Origin of the sequence: Pseudomonas sivasensis, assembly GCF_013778505.1 — a bacterium.
Lineage (GTDB): Bacteria > Pseudomonadota > Gammaproteobacteria > Pseudomonadales > Pseudomonadaceae > Aquipseudomonas > Aquipseudomonas sivasensis.
In genome coordinates this window covers 282,922-299,857 of the sequence record NZ_JAAOWU010000001.1, presented here as the reverse complement: position 1 = coordinate 299,857, position 16,936 = coordinate 282,922, and the positions used below count along the sequence as shown (strand labels likewise).

The 16,936-nt window shown below is 62.3% G+C and carries 14 protein-coding genes; 13 read left to right on the top strand and 1 reads right to left on the bottom strand.

The window, feature by feature from the left end; genetic code table 11:
• Positions 1-53: 53 nt before the first annotated feature.
• Positions 54-1,043, bottom strand: a complete 990-nt coding sequence (locus tag G9Q84_RS01330; protein WP_095183918.1) for a GntR family transcriptional regulator — start codon at positions 1,041-1,043, stop codon at positions 54-56.
• 336 nt (positions 1,044-1,379) lie between these two features.
• Between G9Q84_RS01330 and G9Q84_RS01325 the strand changes: the two genes are divergently transcribed.
• The 13 genes from G9Q84_RS01325 to G9Q84_RS01265 all read left to right on the top strand — a co-directional run bounded on the left by G9Q84_RS01325 (position 1,380) and on the right by G9Q84_RS01265 (position 16,890).
• Complete coding sequence (locus G9Q84_RS01325; protein ID WP_181642770.1) at positions 1,380-2,702, top strand: amidase; 1,323 nt, start codon at positions 1,380-1,382, stop codon at positions 2,700-2,702.
• Positions 2,703-2,713: 11 nt separating this feature from the next.
• Positions 2,714-3,592 carry a polysaccharide deacetylase family protein gene (locus tag G9Q84_RS01320; protein WP_003210406.1) on the top strand — a complete coding sequence of 293 codons (879 nt, stop codon included), beginning with the start codon at positions 2,714-2,716 and terminating at the stop codon, positions 3,590-3,592.
• Positions 3,593-3,631: 39 nt separating this feature from the next.
• Positions 3,632-4,972, top strand: a complete 1,341-nt coding sequence (locus tag G9Q84_RS01315) for an MFS transporter (protein WP_032886468.1) — start codon at positions 3,632-3,634, stop codon at positions 4,970-4,972.
• Between the two features lie 10 nt (positions 4,973-4,982).
• Complete coding sequence (locus G9Q84_RS01310; RefSeq protein WP_095183921.1) at positions 4,983-5,744, top strand: SDR family NAD(P)-dependent oxidoreductase; 762 nt, start codon at positions 4,983-4,985, stop codon at positions 5,742-5,744.
• A gap of 153 nt (positions 5,745-5,897) precedes the next feature.
• Entirely contained in the window at positions 5,898-6,647 is a 750-nt protein-coding gene (locus G9Q84_RS01305) for an SDR family NAD(P)-dependent oxidoreductase (RefSeq protein WP_032886471.1), read from the top strand.
• A 13-nt stretch (positions 6,648-6,660) separates the two neighbouring features.
• Positions 6,661-6,960: a hypothetical protein gene (locus tag G9Q84_RS01300; protein WP_032886473.1), complete on the top strand. Its 300-nt coding sequence runs from the start codon at positions 6,661-6,663 to the stop codon at positions 6,958-6,960.
• Entirely contained in the window at positions 6,957-7,931 is a 975-nt protein-coding gene (locus tag G9Q84_RS01295) for a CobW family GTP-binding protein (RefSeq protein ID WP_032886474.1), read from the top strand. Before G9Q84_RS01300 ends, G9Q84_RS01295 begins: the two co-directional genes overlap by 4 nt.
• Positions 7,928-9,103, top strand: a complete 1,176-nt coding sequence (locus G9Q84_RS01290; RefSeq protein ID WP_032886475.1) for an ABC transporter substrate-binding protein — start codon at positions 7,928-7,930, stop codon at positions 9,101-9,103. Before G9Q84_RS01295 ends, G9Q84_RS01290 begins: the two co-directional genes overlap by 4 nt.
• A gap of 963 nt (positions 9,104-10,066) precedes the next feature.
• Positions 10,067-12,403, top strand: a complete 2,337-nt coding sequence (locus G9Q84_RS01285; RefSeq protein WP_181642769.1) for a putative bifunctional diguanylate cyclase/phosphodiesterase — start codon at positions 10,067-10,069, stop codon at positions 12,401-12,403.
• A 194-nt stretch (positions 12,404-12,597) separates the two neighbouring features.
• On the top strand, positions 12,598-13,272 hold the full coding sequence (locus G9Q84_RS01280) for a methylamine utilization protein (protein WP_122755653.1): 675 nt from the start codon (positions 12,598-12,600) through the stop codon (positions 13,270-13,272).
• Entirely contained in the window at positions 13,256-15,604 is a 2,349-nt protein-coding gene (locus tag G9Q84_RS01275) for a bifunctional diguanylate cyclase/phosphodiesterase (RefSeq protein ID WP_032891872.1), read from the top strand. The genes G9Q84_RS01280 and G9Q84_RS01275 overlap by 17 nt, the downstream gene beginning before the upstream one ends.
• A 9-nt stretch (positions 15,605-15,613) precedes the next feature.
• On the top strand, positions 15,614-16,471 hold the full coding sequence (locus G9Q84_RS01270) for a DUF3034 family protein (RefSeq protein ID WP_181642768.1): 858 nt from the start codon (positions 15,614-15,616) through the stop codon (positions 16,469-16,471).
• Positions 16,471-16,890: a group I truncated hemoglobin gene (locus G9Q84_RS01265; RefSeq protein WP_032891871.1), complete on the top strand. Its 420-nt coding sequence runs from the start codon at positions 16,471-16,473 to the stop codon at positions 16,888-16,890. The genes G9Q84_RS01270 and G9Q84_RS01265 overlap by 1 nt, the downstream gene beginning before the upstream one ends.
• The last annotated feature ends 46 nt before the right edge of the window (positions 16,891-16,936 follow it).

The window sequence follows — 16,936 nt, the reverse complement described above, 5'->3', positions numbered from 1 at the left end:
GAGAGGGCAAGTCAATCGTCGCAACGCCCTGCCAACATTGGCTCCGTGTTGCGTCAGCTGATTTTGTGGAGGTAGGCGGGGAGTGGCTGTTCTGGCAGCACCGATAGCACTTTCAAACGCTGCAACATCCGCTGCCGTGCCCGTTGCAAATGCTCGCGCAGATTCAACGCCGCCGCGTCAAACGCGCCATGCAGCAGCAACTCCAGAATCAAGCGATGTTCGGCGAGCATGGCTGGATCCGCGCCGATCCCCAGCAATCGGTAAAAAATCCGGCTGATGATCATCGGGCTTTGGCCCTGGCGAATCAGCGCGGCAATCTTGCGGTTCTGCATCCCGGCCAGGCAGCGCTGGTGCAAGTCTTCTTCGATCTGCTCGATGGCTTCCAGGCTGCACTCGGCGCTGTTCTGGGCATCCAGTACCCGCTGCAGCATGGCTTCAAGGACCTCGCGGTCCAGGTTCGGTGCGCTCTGGCGCAGCGCCTCGGGCTCCAGGCAGGCACGTAGTTCGTAATCCTCGGTGACTTCCCGCGCGGTCAACGGCCCGGCCAACCATTGGGAGTAGGGCTCTTTTTCCACTAGGCCACGGTCACGCAGGCGCATCAGCGCTTCACGCACCACCGCTCGGCTGACGCCGTAGTGGTCGGCGGCGGCTTGTTCATCCAAGCGGTAATGGCCGAAGGCAATGCAGGTGGACAGTGCCGCGCCGATCTCCTCGACGATCCGCTCGCCCAGCGGCCGGGTGTCCACCAGCTCAGCCTCGCCGTTGAGACCCAGGTGCGCATGGCTCAGGGGCAGGCGCAGCGGCTCCATGACCAGGCCTTCGGGGTTGATCAGATAACCCCGGCCGTTGAAGCGGCAGATCAAGCCTTCGGCATGCAGCAGGTCCAGCGCTTTGCGCACCGGCACGCGGCTGGTGCCGAACAGTTCGGCCAAGGGCGCTTCCAGTAAAACCAAGCCATGACGGGCGGTGCCATTGACGATCGCGTCGCGCAACACCTGGTGAATCATCGCGTAACGGGAGGCCGAGGCGGACACTGCTTTCATCACTTTCTCTGGGGCTTGTAGGACGGTGGCCGGGGATTCTCTCATAAGTTGCGCCTGTCACTCTGTGCTACGTCGGTGGCACTTTTTTGGGGCCTGAAAGGTGTGACTGTTACTTTTCTGCACCAAAATGTACTTATTAATAAAAGATACATTATTTCATTGGAGGTGGATCCCAGGTGTGATGCAAGACATTTTTCCATCGATCAAAACCATCTATCCCGCTGCTATGGGCGAAAAACCGTAACCGCGTAAACAGCGCTACGCAGAGACTGGCACGAAAGCTGCCTTTGTAAAATGTACATTTTATGAATATGTACGTTTTATGAGGTTCTCCTGATGTCAGACGCCACATCAATGGCCGAGGATTTCGCCAGCGGTCGCAGCGACCCGGTGCAAGCCCTCGAACAGGCACTCGATCAAGCGAGCCGCTCGGCCAGCGTTTTCATTTCCCTGACCGCCGAGCGCGCCCGCCGTGAAGCCGAAGCGTCCGCGGCCCGTTGGCGAGCTGGCCAGCCCTTGAGCGGGTTCGATGGTGTGCCCGTGGCCTGGAAAGACCTGTTCGACGTGGCTGGCAGCGTCACCACAGCCGGCGCTGCTTACCGGCGCAACGCGCCTGCGGCCTTGCTCGACGCACCGAGCGTGGGCCTGCTTTGCCGCGCCGGGATGGTCAGCATCGGCAAAACCAACCTCAGCGAACTCGCTTATTCAGGGTTGGGCCTCAACCCGCATTTCGGCACGCCGCACAACCCCCATGGCACGGACCAGCCGCGCATTTCCGGCGGCTCGTCCTCGGGTTCGGGCGTGGCCGTGGCCGCCGGCATTGTGCCGATTGCCATGGGCACCGACACCGCTGGCTCCATTCGCATCCCGGCGGCGCTCAATGGTGTGGTGGGTTACCGCAGCAGCAGCCGACGTTACAGCCGTGACGGCGTATTTCCCCTGGCTCGTTCCCTCGACAGCCTCGGCCCGCTGACCCGCAGCGTGCGTGATGCGCTGGCCATCGATGACCTGCTCCATGGCCGCACACAGACCCACAGCGCCCGCAGCCTCAAAGGCCAGCGCTTTGTACTGGCGCAGCAGGACGTCGAGCCCGCTGTGCGCAACAATCTGCTGAGCGCCGTGGCGCAACTCAAGGCCCAAGGCGCGCTGATCGAAGAACGTGAATGCCCGACCTTCCAGGCCACTCTGGACCTGATCAAACACCACGGCTGGCTCGGTGCCTTCGAAGCGTTCGCCCTGCACCAAACCCTGCTTGACAGCGCCGATGCTGAGCAACTCGACCCCCGCGTGCGCCGCCGCCTCGAAGCCGCCCGCGCGCTGCCGGCCAGCCAACTTATCCACCTGACCGATGCGCGCCGTCGTCTGCAACAGCAACTGCTCGACGACCTTGACGGCGCGATCCTGATCACCCCCACCGTCGCCCACGTCGCGCCCGCTTTGGCGCCCCTGGAAAACGACGACGACCTCTTCGTGAACACCAACCTCGCCACCCTGCGCCTGACCATGCCCGGCAGTTTGCTGGACATGCCAGGCGTGACCTTGCCCAGCGGCCGCGATGCCCAGGGCCTGCCCACCGGGCTGCTGCTCAGCGCCCCGACAGGAGAAGACGCACGCCTGCTGCGCGCAGCGTTGTCCGTCGAAACCGTAATTAACGTTTAAGGAGACACACCATGGCTAAAGACATCCTCTGTGCATTTGGCGTTGACGTGGACGCCGTCGCCGGCTGGCTCGGTTCCTACGGCGGCGAAGACTCGCCCGACGATATTTCCCGTGGCCTGTTCGCCGGTGAAATCGGCGCGCCGCGCCTGCTCAAATTGTTTGAACGTTACGGCCTGCGCACCACCTGGTTTATCCCTGGCCACTCGATGGAAACCTTCCCTGAGCAGATGAAGGCCGTGGCCGACGCCGGTCACGAAATCGGCGTGCATGGCTACAGCCACGAAAACCCGATTGCGATGACCGCCGAGCAGGAAGAAATCGTCCTCGATAAATCTATCGAGTTGATCACTCAGGTGACTGGCAAACGTCCCACCGGCTACGTCGCGCCTTGGTGGGAATTCAGCAAGGTCACCAACGAACTGCTGCTGAAAAAGGGCATCAAGTACGACCACAGTCTGATGCACAACGACTTCCATCCGTACTACGTCCGCAAGGGCGACACCTGGACCAAGATCGACTACAGCCAGCACCCCGACACCTGGATGAAACCCTTGGTGCGCGGCGAAGAAACCGACCTGGTGGAGATCCCGGCCAACTGGTACCTGGACGACCTGCCGCCGATGATGTTCATCAAGAAAGCCCCCAACAGCCACGGTTTCGTCAACCCGCGTCACCTCGAAGAAATGTGGCGCGACCAGTTCGACTGGGTCTATCGCGAACACGAACACGCGGTGTTCACCATGACCATCCACCCCGACGTGTCCGGCCGCCCGCAAGTGCTGTTGATGCTTGAGCGCCTGATCGAACACATCCAGAGCCATGCCGGCGTGCGCTTCGTCACCTTCGACGAAATCGCCGATGACTTTATCCGCCGCCAACCCCGTACCTGACCCTTAGAAAAACAGCCCCCCACCTCCGAGGCGCGACTCATGTCCATCTACAACAAGCTTGACCTGACTGGCTGGAAACCCCGGCAACTCACCTCCAAGGAAGTGCGGTTTGCGACCTGGATTGCGTTTTTCGCCTGGGTGTTTGCGGTGTATGACTTCATCCTGTTCGGCACCTTGCTGCCGGAGATCGGCCGGCATTTTGGCTGGGGTGAAGTGGAGCAAGCTGAAATCGCGACGTGGGTGGCGGTGGGCACGGCAGTGGTCGCCTTTGCCATCGGCCCTGTGGTCGATAAGTTGGGCCGTCGCAAGGGCATTATCTTCACCGTGGCCGGTTCCGCGCTGTGCTCGGCGCTGACCGCGATTGGTGGGGCGTGGGGTAAGTCACCGCTGATTCTGATCCGTTCGTTGGGCGGCCTGGGCTATGCCGAGGAAACCGTCAACGCCACGTACCTGAGTGAGCTGTACGGCGCCTCGGAAGACCCGCGACTGACCAAACGTCGCGGTTTCATCTACAGCCTGGTGCAGGGCGGCTGGCCGGTCGGTGCATTGATCGCCGCTGGCTTGACTGCACTGTTGCTACCGATCATCGGCTGGCAGGGCTGCTTTATCTTCGCCGCGATCCCGGCGGTGGTGATTGCGATCATGGCGCGCAAGCTCAAGGAGAGCCCGCAGTTCCAGATCCATGAACGCATCAGCCAACTGCGCAAAAACGGCGCGGTGACAGAAGCACAGAACGTGGCCGCAACCTACGGCGTGGATTACGACGAACACAGCAAGGCCGGCCTGAAAGCTGCGTTCCGTGGCCCGGCCCGCCGCGCCACCCTGGTGATCGGCGCTGCGTTGTTGCTCAACTGGGCGGCGATCCAGGTGTTCAGCGTGTTGGGCACTTCCGTGATCGTCAGCGTGCACCACATCTCGTTCGAGAACTCGCTGATCATCCTGGTGCTGTCGAACCTGGTGGGTTACTGCGGTTACCTCAGCCACGGCTGGATGGGTGACAAGATCGGCCGTCGCAACGTGATCGGCCTGGGCTGGATGCTGGGCGGCCTGTCGTTCGCCGGTATGCTGTTTGGCCCAAGCAACATGGCCATGGTGGTCGGGCTTTACAGCCTGGGCCTGTTCTTCCTGATCGGGCCGTACTCGGCGGCTCTGTTCTTCATCAGCGAAAGTTTCCCCACCAGCATCCGCGCCACCGGTGGCGCGATCATCCACGCCATGGGACCGATTGGCGCAGTAGTCGCCGGTTTCGGTGCAACCCAGGTGTTGTCCGCCGGCAGCGACTGGCAGACCGCCGCGCTGTGGTTCGGCGCCTTGCCGTGCTTTTTGTCCGGTGTCCTGATGTTTGCCGCGCGCCATGTGCGTCCGGAAACCGTTCAGTAAGGAGTGATTGATGAGTCGTAAAGTTGCCTTGATTACCGGTGCCGCCAGTGGCATCGGCCAAGCCCTCGCCGTGGCGTATGCGCGCAACGGCGTGGCGGTGGTGGGCGGGTACTACCCGGCCGATCCCCATGATCCACAGACCACCGTTTCCCTGGTGGAAGAGGCCGGTGGCGAATGCCTGATGTTGCCGCTGGATGTCGGTGATACTGCCTCGGTCGACGCCCTGGCCGCACAGGCCGTGCAGCACTTCGGCCGATTGGATTACGCGGTAGCCAACGCCGGCTTGCTGCGTCGCGCGCCACTGCTGGAAATGACCGATGCACTCTGGGACGAGATGCTCAACGTCGACCTGACGGGGGTGATGCGCACCTTCCGTGCGGCGACGCGGCACATGAAGGAAGGCGGCGCGCTGGTGGCGATTTCCTCGATTGCCGGCGGCGTGTATGGCTGGCAGGAGCACTCGCACTATGCCGCCGCCAAGGCCGGTGTGCCGGGCTTGTGCCGGTCGCTGGCGGTGGAATTGGCCGGTTTGGGGATTCGCTGCAATGCGGTGATCCCAGGCTTGATCGAGACGCCGCAGTCCTTGGATGCGAAGAATTCGCTGGGGCCAGAAGGTTTGGCGAAAGCCGCGCGGGCGATTCCGCTGGGGCGGGTAGGGCGCGCGGATGAAGTGGCGTCGCTGGTGCAGTTCTTGACCAGTGATGCGTCGAGTTATTTAACCGGGCAGAGCATCGTCATTGACGGCGGCCTGACCGTGCGCTGGCCTGACTGACTGATGTACTTGATCCAAATGTGGGAGGGGCGGTGCGACGATTCGACTTGCCCCCGATGGCGGTGTTTCAGTTAGCCCATCTTTGACTGACCCACTGCCATCGGGGGCAAGCCCCCTCCCACATTGAAAGTGGAATTTTTCAGGAGTTTTTGCATGAACCAACTGACCAACCGCCGGGCCGTGATCACCGGTGCCGGCAGCGGCATCGGTGCCGCCATCGCCCGCGCCTACGCCGTTGAAGGCGCGCGTCTGCTATTGGCCGACCGCCACGCCGCCAGCCTCGCTGAAACCGCAATCACCTGCCGCAACCTCGGCGCCGAAGTGGTCGAGTGCGTGGCCGATGTGGGCACCGTCGAAGGCGCCCAAGCCAGTGTCGACCGCTGCGTCGAACATTTCGGCGGCATCGATATTCTGGTCAACAACGCTGGCATGCTTACCCAGGCGCGGTGCGTCGACCTGTCCATCGAGATGTGGAACGACATGCTGCGCGTCGACCTCACCAGCGTGTTCGTCGCCAGCCAGCGCGCTTTGCCCCACATGGTCGCGCAGCGCTGGGGGCGGATCATTAATGTGGCCTCGCAACTGGGCATCAAGGGCGGCGCCGAACTGACTCACTACGCGGCGGCCAAAGCGGGTGTGATTGGGTTTACCAAGTCCCTGGCGCTGGAAGTGGCCAAGGACAACGTGCTGGTCAACGCCATCGCCCCTGGCCCGATCGAAACCCCTTTGGTCGGTGGCATCAGCGACGACTGGAAACGCGCCAAGGCCGCCGAACTGCCCTTGGGTCGCTTTGGCCTGGCGGACGAAGTCGCGCCTACCGCCGTGCTGCTCGCCAGCGAGCCGGGCGGCAATCTGTTCGTCGGCCAGACCCTGGGCCCGAACTCAGGCGATGTCATGCCATGAGTGAGGTGTAGCCATGTGCGGACTCTGCGGATTGCTCGGCGAAGACCTGCACTGGAGTGATCCCCTGGGCGACGAATTGCCCCGGCGCCGCGAGCGCCTGCGCCGTATCGCTGCGATCAACCAGGTGTTGGCGGTGTTCCGGCTCAAGGTCGAAGATTTCCAGGGCGCCTCCTATCTGCTGTTGGGCGCCACCGGTAAACAGGAACTGGCGAGCGGCCTGGATCAACTCTGGCAGGCGGCCGAAACCATGCTCGGCCGCCCGCTGGATCCTCTCGATCCACGGCTGTTGGATCACTTGGAGTCAACCCCATGAGCATCGCGCTGAATGTCATTACCGGCTTCCTCGGCAGCGGCAAGACCACCTTGCTCAAACGCCTGCTGCAAGGCGAAAGCCTCGGCGATACTGCGTTGCTGATCAACGAATTCGGCGACGTCGGCATTGATCATCTGTTGGTGGAAGAAGTCGCGCCAGACACCGTGCTGCTGCCCAGCGGCTGCATCTGCTGCTCGATCCGTGGCGAACTCAAGGACGCGTTGCTCGGCCTGTTGCAGCGCCGCGAGCGTGGCGAAATACCCGCGTTCAAACGCGTGATCCTGGAAACCACCGGCCTGGCCGACCCGGCACCGATCCTCGCCACCCTGAACAACGATGTGCAATTGCGTGGACGTTTTCATATCGGCCTGGTGATCACGCTGGTCGATGCCAGCCACGCCGCCCTGCAAGAGCGCCTGCACCCGGAATGGCTGGCCCAGGTGGCGGCTGCGGACCGTTTGCTGCTGAGCAAAACGGACTTGGCGGGCGAGTGCGAGCCCCTGCGCGCGCATCTACGGGCACTCAATACCGGCACGCCGATCCTCAATACCCATGACATTCACAGCGGCGATCAATTGCTGCTGGGCGAAGGCTTGCGCAGCGCCGAGCCGGCGATGGAAGTCAGCCGTTGGCAACTGCATCAAACCACCACCGCCACCCACGGTGCGGCGCAAGTGTGCAGCCTGACCTTCGACCAGCCGCTGGACTGGGTCGGCTTCGGGGTGTGGTTGTCGATGCTGTTAAGATGCCACGGCGAACGAATCCTTCGCGTCAAAGGACTGCTCAACGTGAACGCAAGCAACGCCCCCATCGTCATTCATGGCGTGCAGCACTGCCTGCATGCCCCGGTCCATCTGCCTGCGTGGCCGGGCACAGACCGGCAATCGCGCCTGGTGTTTATCCTGCGCGGCCTTGACCCTGCGCTGTTGCGGCGTTCTTTTGATGTGTTCTCGCGGCGGTTCGCCGGATGATCACTTTACGCGTCCTCGGCACCTCCGTGACCTTGCTTGAAACCCTGCGCGTACGTGCCGAACAGGAGCTGGGCATTCGCCTGGTGTACCAGGTGCACGACGTTGAACAGGCCCAACGCATTGCGGTGATGCAGCCCGACAGCTACGACCTGTACGACCAGTGGTTTCATAACGTCGACTTCGTGTGGCCGGCCCGGGCGATCCAGCCCATCGACACACGGCGCATCGCGCTGTGGCATGAGATCAACGACCTGCCCAAACGCGGGCGCCTGTCGCCCAGCGACCGCCTGGGCAGCGGCAGCGTGCCCAGCGAGCGCTTATTTGTGCAGCACGACGGCAGCCTCGGCAGCACCGTCACCGACCGCATCAGCATGCTGCCCCTGACCCACAACGCCGACAGTTTCGCCTACCGCCCCGAGCGCCTGCCCGAAGGTTTTTGCCACGGCAACGAAAGCTGGGGCTGGCTGCTGGACCCGGCCTGGCGCGCGCGCACAGCGCTGCAAAGTGACGCCGCCATCGGCGCCCTGGACGCCGCATTGGCGGTGCAGGGTGCGGGGCTTGCCCGCTTTAACGACATCGGCAACATGAGCATCGAAGAGATCGACGTGCTTGCTGACATTCTGGTGCGCAAACAGAAAGAAGGGCATTTCGCTGCGTTTTGGTCCGACGATGAAGAGGCTGCGCAACTGATGCTCAGCCCCAGCATCGATATCCAGAGCCTGTGGTCGCCGACGCTGATGCGCCTGCACCGCGCCGGAGTGAAATACCGCCTGGCCGTGCCCCGGGAAGGTTATCGCGCCTGGTTTGGCGGTTTGTCACTGTCGCGCCATGCCCAAGGCCCGGTGCTGGATGCGGCCTATGCCTACCTCAATTGGTGGTTGTCCGGCTGGCCCGGCGCGGTCATGGCCCGGCAGGGTTACTACATCGGCAACCCGGCGCGCAGCCGCGATCACCTGAGCAGCGCCGAGTGGGATTACTGGTACGCCGGCAAGCCTGCGCGGGAGGAATTGTTGGGGAGTGACGGGCTACCGCTGATTGATATTGGCGAAGTGCGTGATGGTGGTTCGTATGAGCAGCGGATGGGGCATATTGCGGTGTGGAACTCGGTGATGGATGAGCACAACTACCTGGTGCGCAGGTGGGGGGATTTCATGCGGGCGCGTGGTGTTTGATTGAGTGCGTGGGTTGGGGGGCATATCCGTTGCTGCGGTAACGGCCGCCTATGGTTTCGCTCTTACAACGGGTCACTTTTGGAAAGGCCGGAATGCTGGCCCAGCGTGGTTGACGGGGCGATTTCAGATCAAAAGCAAGAGCGCGGCGGCCTTAGAGCCGACCGGGTTCTTAAGCCGAACTCATTCCAAATGTGGGAGGGGGCTTGCTCCCGATGGCAGTGGGTCAGTCACAGCTGCATCAACTGACACACCCTCATCGGGAGCAAGCCCCCTCCCACATTTTGATCTCCACATATCAGATAAGTCCCAGCCTGCTTTAGATCTGCTTTAGATCTGCTTTAGATCTGCTTTAGATCTGCTTTAGATCTGCTTTAGATCTGCTTTAGATCTGCTTTAGATCTGCTTTTGCTTTTGCTTTGGCTTTTGCCTTTGCTCTTACATCCTTTTCGCTGACGAAGTCAGCGGTCTTTTGATCTGCGCTTTTGATCGTGATCTTAGGCGCCCCGTTAAACACGCTGGCCGCACGCAGGCTTGAATCCGTGGGTAACCCGGCAGGACGCCGGGTTAGCCGCACTGGGCCATGGATGGCCCAGTGCGGCGGCCCACGGATTCAAGCCGGAGTGCGGGCACACCGAGCCTAGGCGAGGTGCCGAGTGTTGGGGCAAGAGCCCTTTGGTTACTTTGGGGCTTTTCCAAAGTGACCCGCCGTAAGGGCGGAACCAATACCCGCCGTTACCCAGATAACGGATATGCCCCCCAAGCCAACCCTCTGTCGCCAATAAACCGCCACCTAAATCCCCACGTTTATTGAATGCACACCCCCCAACTCCCAGCTAATCTCCTCACACCCAATATCCAACGAAAATGGATATTTTTTTGACGCCAGGTCAGCTGTCGCAAGGAATGCACATGACAAAAGGACGTAGTGGCAGAGAGAGGCGAACACTGCCAGAGGGCACCGCCATGACGTGGCGCCATACGTTCCAAACTCGCATCGCCGGGGTGCTGGCACTGCTGCTGCTGGTGGTCGTCGCTGCCACCTATTTTGCCGTCAAGGCCGCCACCACCCGCGCGGTGGAGAACCAGGCGCAAGTCCAGTTGAAAACCGGAACCCAGGTATTCGAGCGCCTGCTGGACCTGCGCGGGCGCCGCCTGCAATACGGCCTCGATTGGCTCACCGTCGACGGCCCGTTCAAGCAAGCCGTGGCCGAAGGCAACACGGTGTCGATTCTGGCTGCACTGCGTCGGCATGGCTCCGGCGTCCGTTCCAGCGAGGTGTTTGTGCTGGGGCTGGATGGCAAGGTCGTGGTCAGCACGTTGCCCATCCTCACGCGCGGGCAGCTTTTTCCCTATGACACTGCCTTGCGCCATGCGCGGCGTGACGGCTTGCAAATGGTGATTGTCGCCTTGGACGGGCGGCCTTACTTGCTGGTGCAGGATGAAGTCCTCGACCCCCTGCCTATCGCCCGCGTCGTCATGGGCTTTGCCATGGACCAACTGTTCGCCAACGAACTGCGTTCCATGAGCAACCTGGAGGTGTCGTTTCTCAGCGTGCAGGACGGCAGGCCCGGTCCGTTGTTCAGTACCCAGCCTGTCGATTATCAGGCCGGCACCCTCAGCCTGCTCCACGATGCGCCTTTGAACCCAGAGGCGCAGATCCATCCGTTTTACGGTGAGCGTGTGCTCAGCCAAGTGTTGCCGCTGGCCAACACCGGTGACGGCAACGAGGTGCGCGTATTGCTGCAAAGCCCGCTGGACCACGCGCTGGAATCTTTTGCGCCGCTGGACCGGCAGTTCCTCGGGATCGCCCTGGCCGTGCTGGTGGTCTCGTTGGCCGGTGCGTTGTTCCTGGCGCGGCGGGTGTCGCGCCCGCTCAATGCGTTGGTGGAGGCGGCCGGGCGCATTGGCGCGGGGGATTACCGCACGCCGGTGCGGGTGCGCAGCCACGATGAATTCGGCCTGTTGGCCCGTGCGTTCAATGCCATGCAAAGCCGCATCGCCGTGCGCGAACGGCAACTGGCCCATAACGCCCTGCATGACGCTCTCACCGGGTTGCCCAATCGCGCGCTGGCGATGGAGCGCCTGGGCAGCGCGATCAGTGCGCGTCGGCCAGTAGTGTTGCTGTACCTGGGCATCGAAAACTACCGGGTCATCAACGAGGGCTTCGGTCCCGAGGGCGTCGAAGAGATGATGCGCGAGGCCAGCCGGTGTCTGTCCATGAGCCTATTGGCCAGCGATACCGCCGCGCGCATCACCAGCAGCGAATTCCTGTTGTTGCTGGAAAATACCGAGGTTGACCGCGCCGTAGCCCGCGCAGACCGCCTCTACGCGCTGCTTACCGAACCCCAGCGCATCGGCAATGACGAAGTGCGCCACGAGGTGAGTATCGGCATCGCGGCGTACCCCGCCGACGGCCAGTATGTGGAAGAGTTGATCAGCCGTGCGGCCATCGCGCGTCACGATGCAACGACGCTGCCCGGTTATCTACAGATCTACCAGCAGGACCGCGATCTTGCGCACCAGCGCCAGATCAGCCTGATCCGCGACCTGCGCCGTGCGGTCGTCGAAGGTGAGTTGCACCTGTGTTATCAGCCCAAGCTCGACCTCCTGCACGGGCATGTTCGCCAGGCCGAGGCCTTGCTGCGCTGGCAGCATCCGACGCTGGGGCTGGTATCGCCCGCCGAGTTCATTCCCCTGGCTGAACGCACTGGCAGCATGGGTGGCCTGACCCAATGGGTGATCGAAGAGGCTATTCGTCAGATCGGCGAGTGGGCGCAGCGCGGATTACATATCCAGTTGTCGGTGAATATTTCGGTGGACGACCTGGCCGATGATGACCTGGCGATTCGTGTGACCACCTTGCTGGAACACTACGACGTGCAGGCCCAGCAACTGATTTTCGAGATCACCGAAAGCGCGATCATGCACAACCCGAAGCAGGCCCTCAGCGTGCTGGAACAATTGCGTGGGTGTGGCATCAGCCTGTCGGTGGATGACTTCGGCACGGGCTATTCGTCGCTGGCGCAATTGCAGCGCTTACCGGTACAGGAATTGAAGATCGACCAGTCGTTTGTGCGCAACCTCGACAGCGCCACGGGCGACGGCGTGATCGTGCGTTCCACCATCGAAATGAGCCACAACCTGGGGCTCAAGGTAGTGGCCGAAGGGGTGGAGTTCGAGCCCAGTCTCAAACTCCTCAAACAGTGGAACTGCGATACGGCCCAGGGCTACCTCATCAGTCGGCCGCTCAATGCCATGGCGTTCGAGATGTGGATGCGCCGCGAGCGCGCGCCGGTCTGAAGCCCGCGTCTATAGTTTTTAGGCCCCAGGCCGATACGCTCTACAAGGCTTGACCGTTTGCACAGTTATTTACCGACCAACGGTCAAGTATCCAGCGCTATTGCATGATGGCATTGTGCCTTGTTTGCGGCATCATGACCGTAACCCACTGTGCCAGGGCTGGCCGCTCATTTTCCATTTTTTGCGGATCGACCATGGCCCGAACTCCTCCCTTGCTCTCCCTGACGCTGATGCTGATGTTGGCCGGCTCTGCGTCGGCGGCCACGCTGGACCTGGTGTTCAAGCGGGCCGATGGCAGCCCGGTGGCGGATGCGGTCGTGACCCTGCAAGGCCCGCCCGGCTCATCGTCGGCCGTGCTCAAGGCGAATATGGACCAACGCGGCCAGCGCTTTGCGCCCCATGTGCTGGCGGTACACACCGGCACTCAGGTGCGCTTCCCCAACAGCGACAACATCCGGCATCAGGTCTATTCGTTCAGCGCCGCCAAACGTTTCGAACTGCGCCTGTACGAAGGCACGCCCGCCGAGCCGCTGCTGTTCGACAAACCCGGCGTGGTGGTGCTGGGCTGCAATATCCATGATTGGATGCTCGGTTACATCTACGTCACCGATGACCCGCTCTTCGCTGTCAGCGATGCCCAGGGCCAAGTGCACCTGGAGCAGCTGGCGCCCGGTGATTACCACGCCACCCTATGGCACCCGCAGTTGGCGGATATGCAGCCCTTGGACGGCGGTACCCTGCACGTGCCTGCCGCTGGCCTGAGACACAACGTAGTGCTGGCCCTGGAGCCGGCGTCCGAGGATCTTCCGCCGACGCCAAGTGCCTTTGGCGATGCCTTCAATCGAGCCGCCCGTGAAACTGCGCAGTAGTTTCCAGGCGCGGGTCGCCAGCGTCCTGATCCTGCTGTTGCTGGTGGTGATCGGCGCACTGTATTTCAGCGTCAAGGCTGCCACCAATTCAGCGGTGCGCAGCCAGGCGCTGGCCCAGTTGGATGTGGGCGCGCGGGTATTCGAGCGCTTGCTGGACGTACGCGGGCGGCGCCTCGCTGACGGTGTGCAACTGTTGGCGGCCGACTTCGGTTTTCGTGATGCGGTGGCCAGTGGCGATTCGGCGACGATGCGCTCGGTGCTGCTCAACCACGGCAAGCGCATCAACGCCAGTGACATGATCCTGCTGGGCATGGACGGCAAAGTCCTGGCCAGTACCCTCAGCGAAGTGCCCGAAGGCTCGACCTTCAAGTATGACCAGTCGCTGCGCGAGGCCCGGCGCAATCGCCAGGTCATGTTGATTGTGCCGCTGCAAGGCAAGCCGCACCTGTTGGTGGAAGCCTCGGTGCTGGCGCCGCTGCCGATTGCGCGGGTGGTGATGGGCTTCAGCATGGACGGTGCGTTCGCCGATGAGTTGCGCTCGTTGAGCAACCTGGAAGTGTCGTTCCTGGCGATTGAAAAAGACCAGCCAGGCGAGTTGGTCACCACCCAACCTCAAGAGCTGCGCAGGAGCATCCTTGCATTGATGCAGGGCGATTCCACGCGCCGTGGCGTGTCCACCACCGATCACCTGGAGCAGCGTTTCCTCAATCAGTCGTTGGTATTGGCCAGCGATGAAAACGGCAAAGTCCTGGCGTTGCTGCAAAGCCCGCTGGATGCGGCGATGCAAGCCTTTGTGCCGTTGGATGAGAAGATCCTCGCCATCGCACTGGTCGCGTTGCTGGCTTCGTTGATCGGTGCCTTGCTGCTGGCGCGCACCGTGTCGCGCCCAGTGCAGGCGCTGGCCCTGGCGGCCGAGCGCATTGGCCAGGGCGACTATCAAACACCCGTGACCCTGGCCCGCAGTGACGAACTGGGGTTACTGGCCCATGCGGTCAATTCCATGCAAAGCGGCATCGCCGAGCGCGAACAGCAGCTTGCCCACAATGCTTTGCATGATCGCCTCACCGGCCTGCCGAATCGGGCACTGGCCATGGAGCGTCTGGGCAGCGCCATTGCGTTGAATCGGCCGGTCGCGTTGATCTACCTGGGCATCGACAACTTGCGCGTCGCCAGCGAAACCGCCGGGACTGACGCGGTGGACCAATTGCTGCTTGCCGTCAGCCGTCGCCTGGAAGCCGTGCTGCGTCCCGGCGATACCCTGGCGCATCTGATCGCCGACGAGTTCCTGCTATTGCTCGAAGGCGCAGGCAGCGACGAGGCGGTGGGCATGGCCGACAAACTCCAACAACTGTTGCTGCGGCCCCAGCGCATCAACGGCCATGACTTGGCGCTGGACTGCCGTTTGGGCATCGCCGCATTCCCAGCCGATGGCGAAAGCCCGCACACCTTGCTTGAACGCGCGGCCATCGCCATGAAAGACGCCGCGCAAATGCCCGGTCGCCTGCAGGTCTATGAACATGGCCGTGACCTCGCGCACCGCCGCCAGATCACGCTGATCCGCGACCTTCGCCACGCGCCCAACCAAGGCCAATTGCTGCTGCATTACCAGCCCAAGCTGGACATTCGTGAGGGCCACGTACGTCAGGCCGAAGCCTTGCTGCGCTGGCAGCATCCGCAGTTCGGCATGGTCTCGCCGGCGGAGTTCATTCCCTTGGCCGAGCGCTCCGGCAGTATTCAGTTGCTGACCCACTGGGTGATCGAAGAGGGCATTCGTCAGCTGTGTGAGTGGAACCGCCGTGGCCTGTACCTGCAGTTGTCGTTGAACATCTCGGCGGATGATTTGCTCGGCGATGAACTGGCCCACCGCGTCTCGGCGTTGCTGCGTCGCTATGGTTTGCCGGCTGAGCAACTGGTGTTCGAAATCACCGAAAGCGCAGTGATGCGCGAGCCGGAAAAAGCCCTCAAAGTCCTGCACTTGCTGCGTGATTGCGGCATCAGTCTGTCGGTGGATGACTTCGGCACCGGCTATTCGTCCCTCGCGCACCTCAAGCGTCTACCGGTGCAAGAGTTGAAGATTGACCAATCCTTTGTGCGCAACCTCGATGAAACCAGTGAGGACGCGGTGATCGTGCGTTCCACCATCGAAATGAGCCACAACCTGGGCCTCAAAGTGGTTGCCGAGGGCGTTGAATATGCCCATAGCCTGCGCCTGCTGGAGCGCTGGCAGTGCGACACGGCCCAGGGTTATCTGATCAGTCGGCCTTTGAGCGCCGACGCTTTCGAAGCCTGGGTGGCGTTGCCACTCAGTGCGCAAACTTCCCTGGTTCATTGAGTGGCTGACGTGCGTCTTTCTCTACTGATCGGCTGCCTGGCCGCCCTGACTGTGCAAACCACCCTGGCCGACAACGGCCGCCTGATCGCCACCGGCGGTGCCAGCAGCATCGAGGGCACGGCGGGCGGCGGCATCACGCCGTGGGCGGTGCTGGCCGGCTATGGCGAACAGCACGAGTGGGGCGCCACGGCGTTCGCCACCACCGTCAACCTGCCGGACTATCGGCTGGACGTGGCGGGGCTGGCGTTGGCCTATGACAACCGCGTCGAAGTCTCTTTCGCCCGCCAGCGCTTTGACCTCGGCAGCCTGGTGCACAAGCTGAATCTGCCGGAAGACAACCTTGGCCAGGATGTGCTCGGTGTGAAGCTTCGCCTGTTCGGTGACGTGATTTACGACCGCTTGCCGCAGGTTTCGCTGGGCCTGGAATACAAACACCAGACCAACTTCGACATCCCCAGCCTGGTCGGCGCCAAGCGTGACAGCGACGTGGAGGGCTACCTCGCCGCCAGCCGTTTGTTCATGGGCGCGGCGTTTGGCTACAACGTGCTGGTCAACGGTAGCCTGCGCTACAGCCGCGCCAATGAAACCGGCCTGCTAGGCTTCGGCGGCGACCGCCGCGACCGTCGCAGCCTGCTCAAGGAAGGGTCGGTGGCCCTGCTGTTCAACCCGCGCTGGGCGGTGGGCGTGGAGTACCGCGAGAAGCCCGATAACTTGTCGTTCGCTGGCGAAAGCGACTGGGCGGACGTGTTTGTCGGCTACTTTCCCAACAAGCATGTGTCGTTTGTGCTGGCCTACGCGCGCCTCGGCGAAATCGCTACGTTGGATAACCAGAACGGCACCTACCTGTCCGTGCAGGGGAGTTTCTAATGCGCCTTTTACCGATTGCGCTGGTGCTGCTGCTCAGCGCCTGCGCCCAGCAACCGCCCAAGGACGACAGCCTGTACCGCGACCTTGGCGCCATGCCCGGCATCACGCGGATTGTCGAAGGCATGCTGCTCAACATTGCCCGGGATCAGCGCATCGTCGAACGCTTTCGGCGCGTCGATATCCAGCGCCTGCGCAACAAATTGATCGAACAGTTCTGCGTCGAAGCAGGCGGGCCGTGCACCTACACCGGTGACAGCATGGCCGAGAGTCACAAGGGCCAGAATGTGAGCCGCAGTGACTTCAATGCGTTGGTGGAGGATTTGATCAAGGCGATGGACAGCGAAGGGATCTCGGTGCCGGTGCAGAATCGGTTGATTGCACGGTTGGCGGTGATGCGCGGTGAAGTGATCGAGCACTAGTTTCATGAGTGCCGGCGGCAAGCGTGGGAGGGGGATTGCTCCCGAT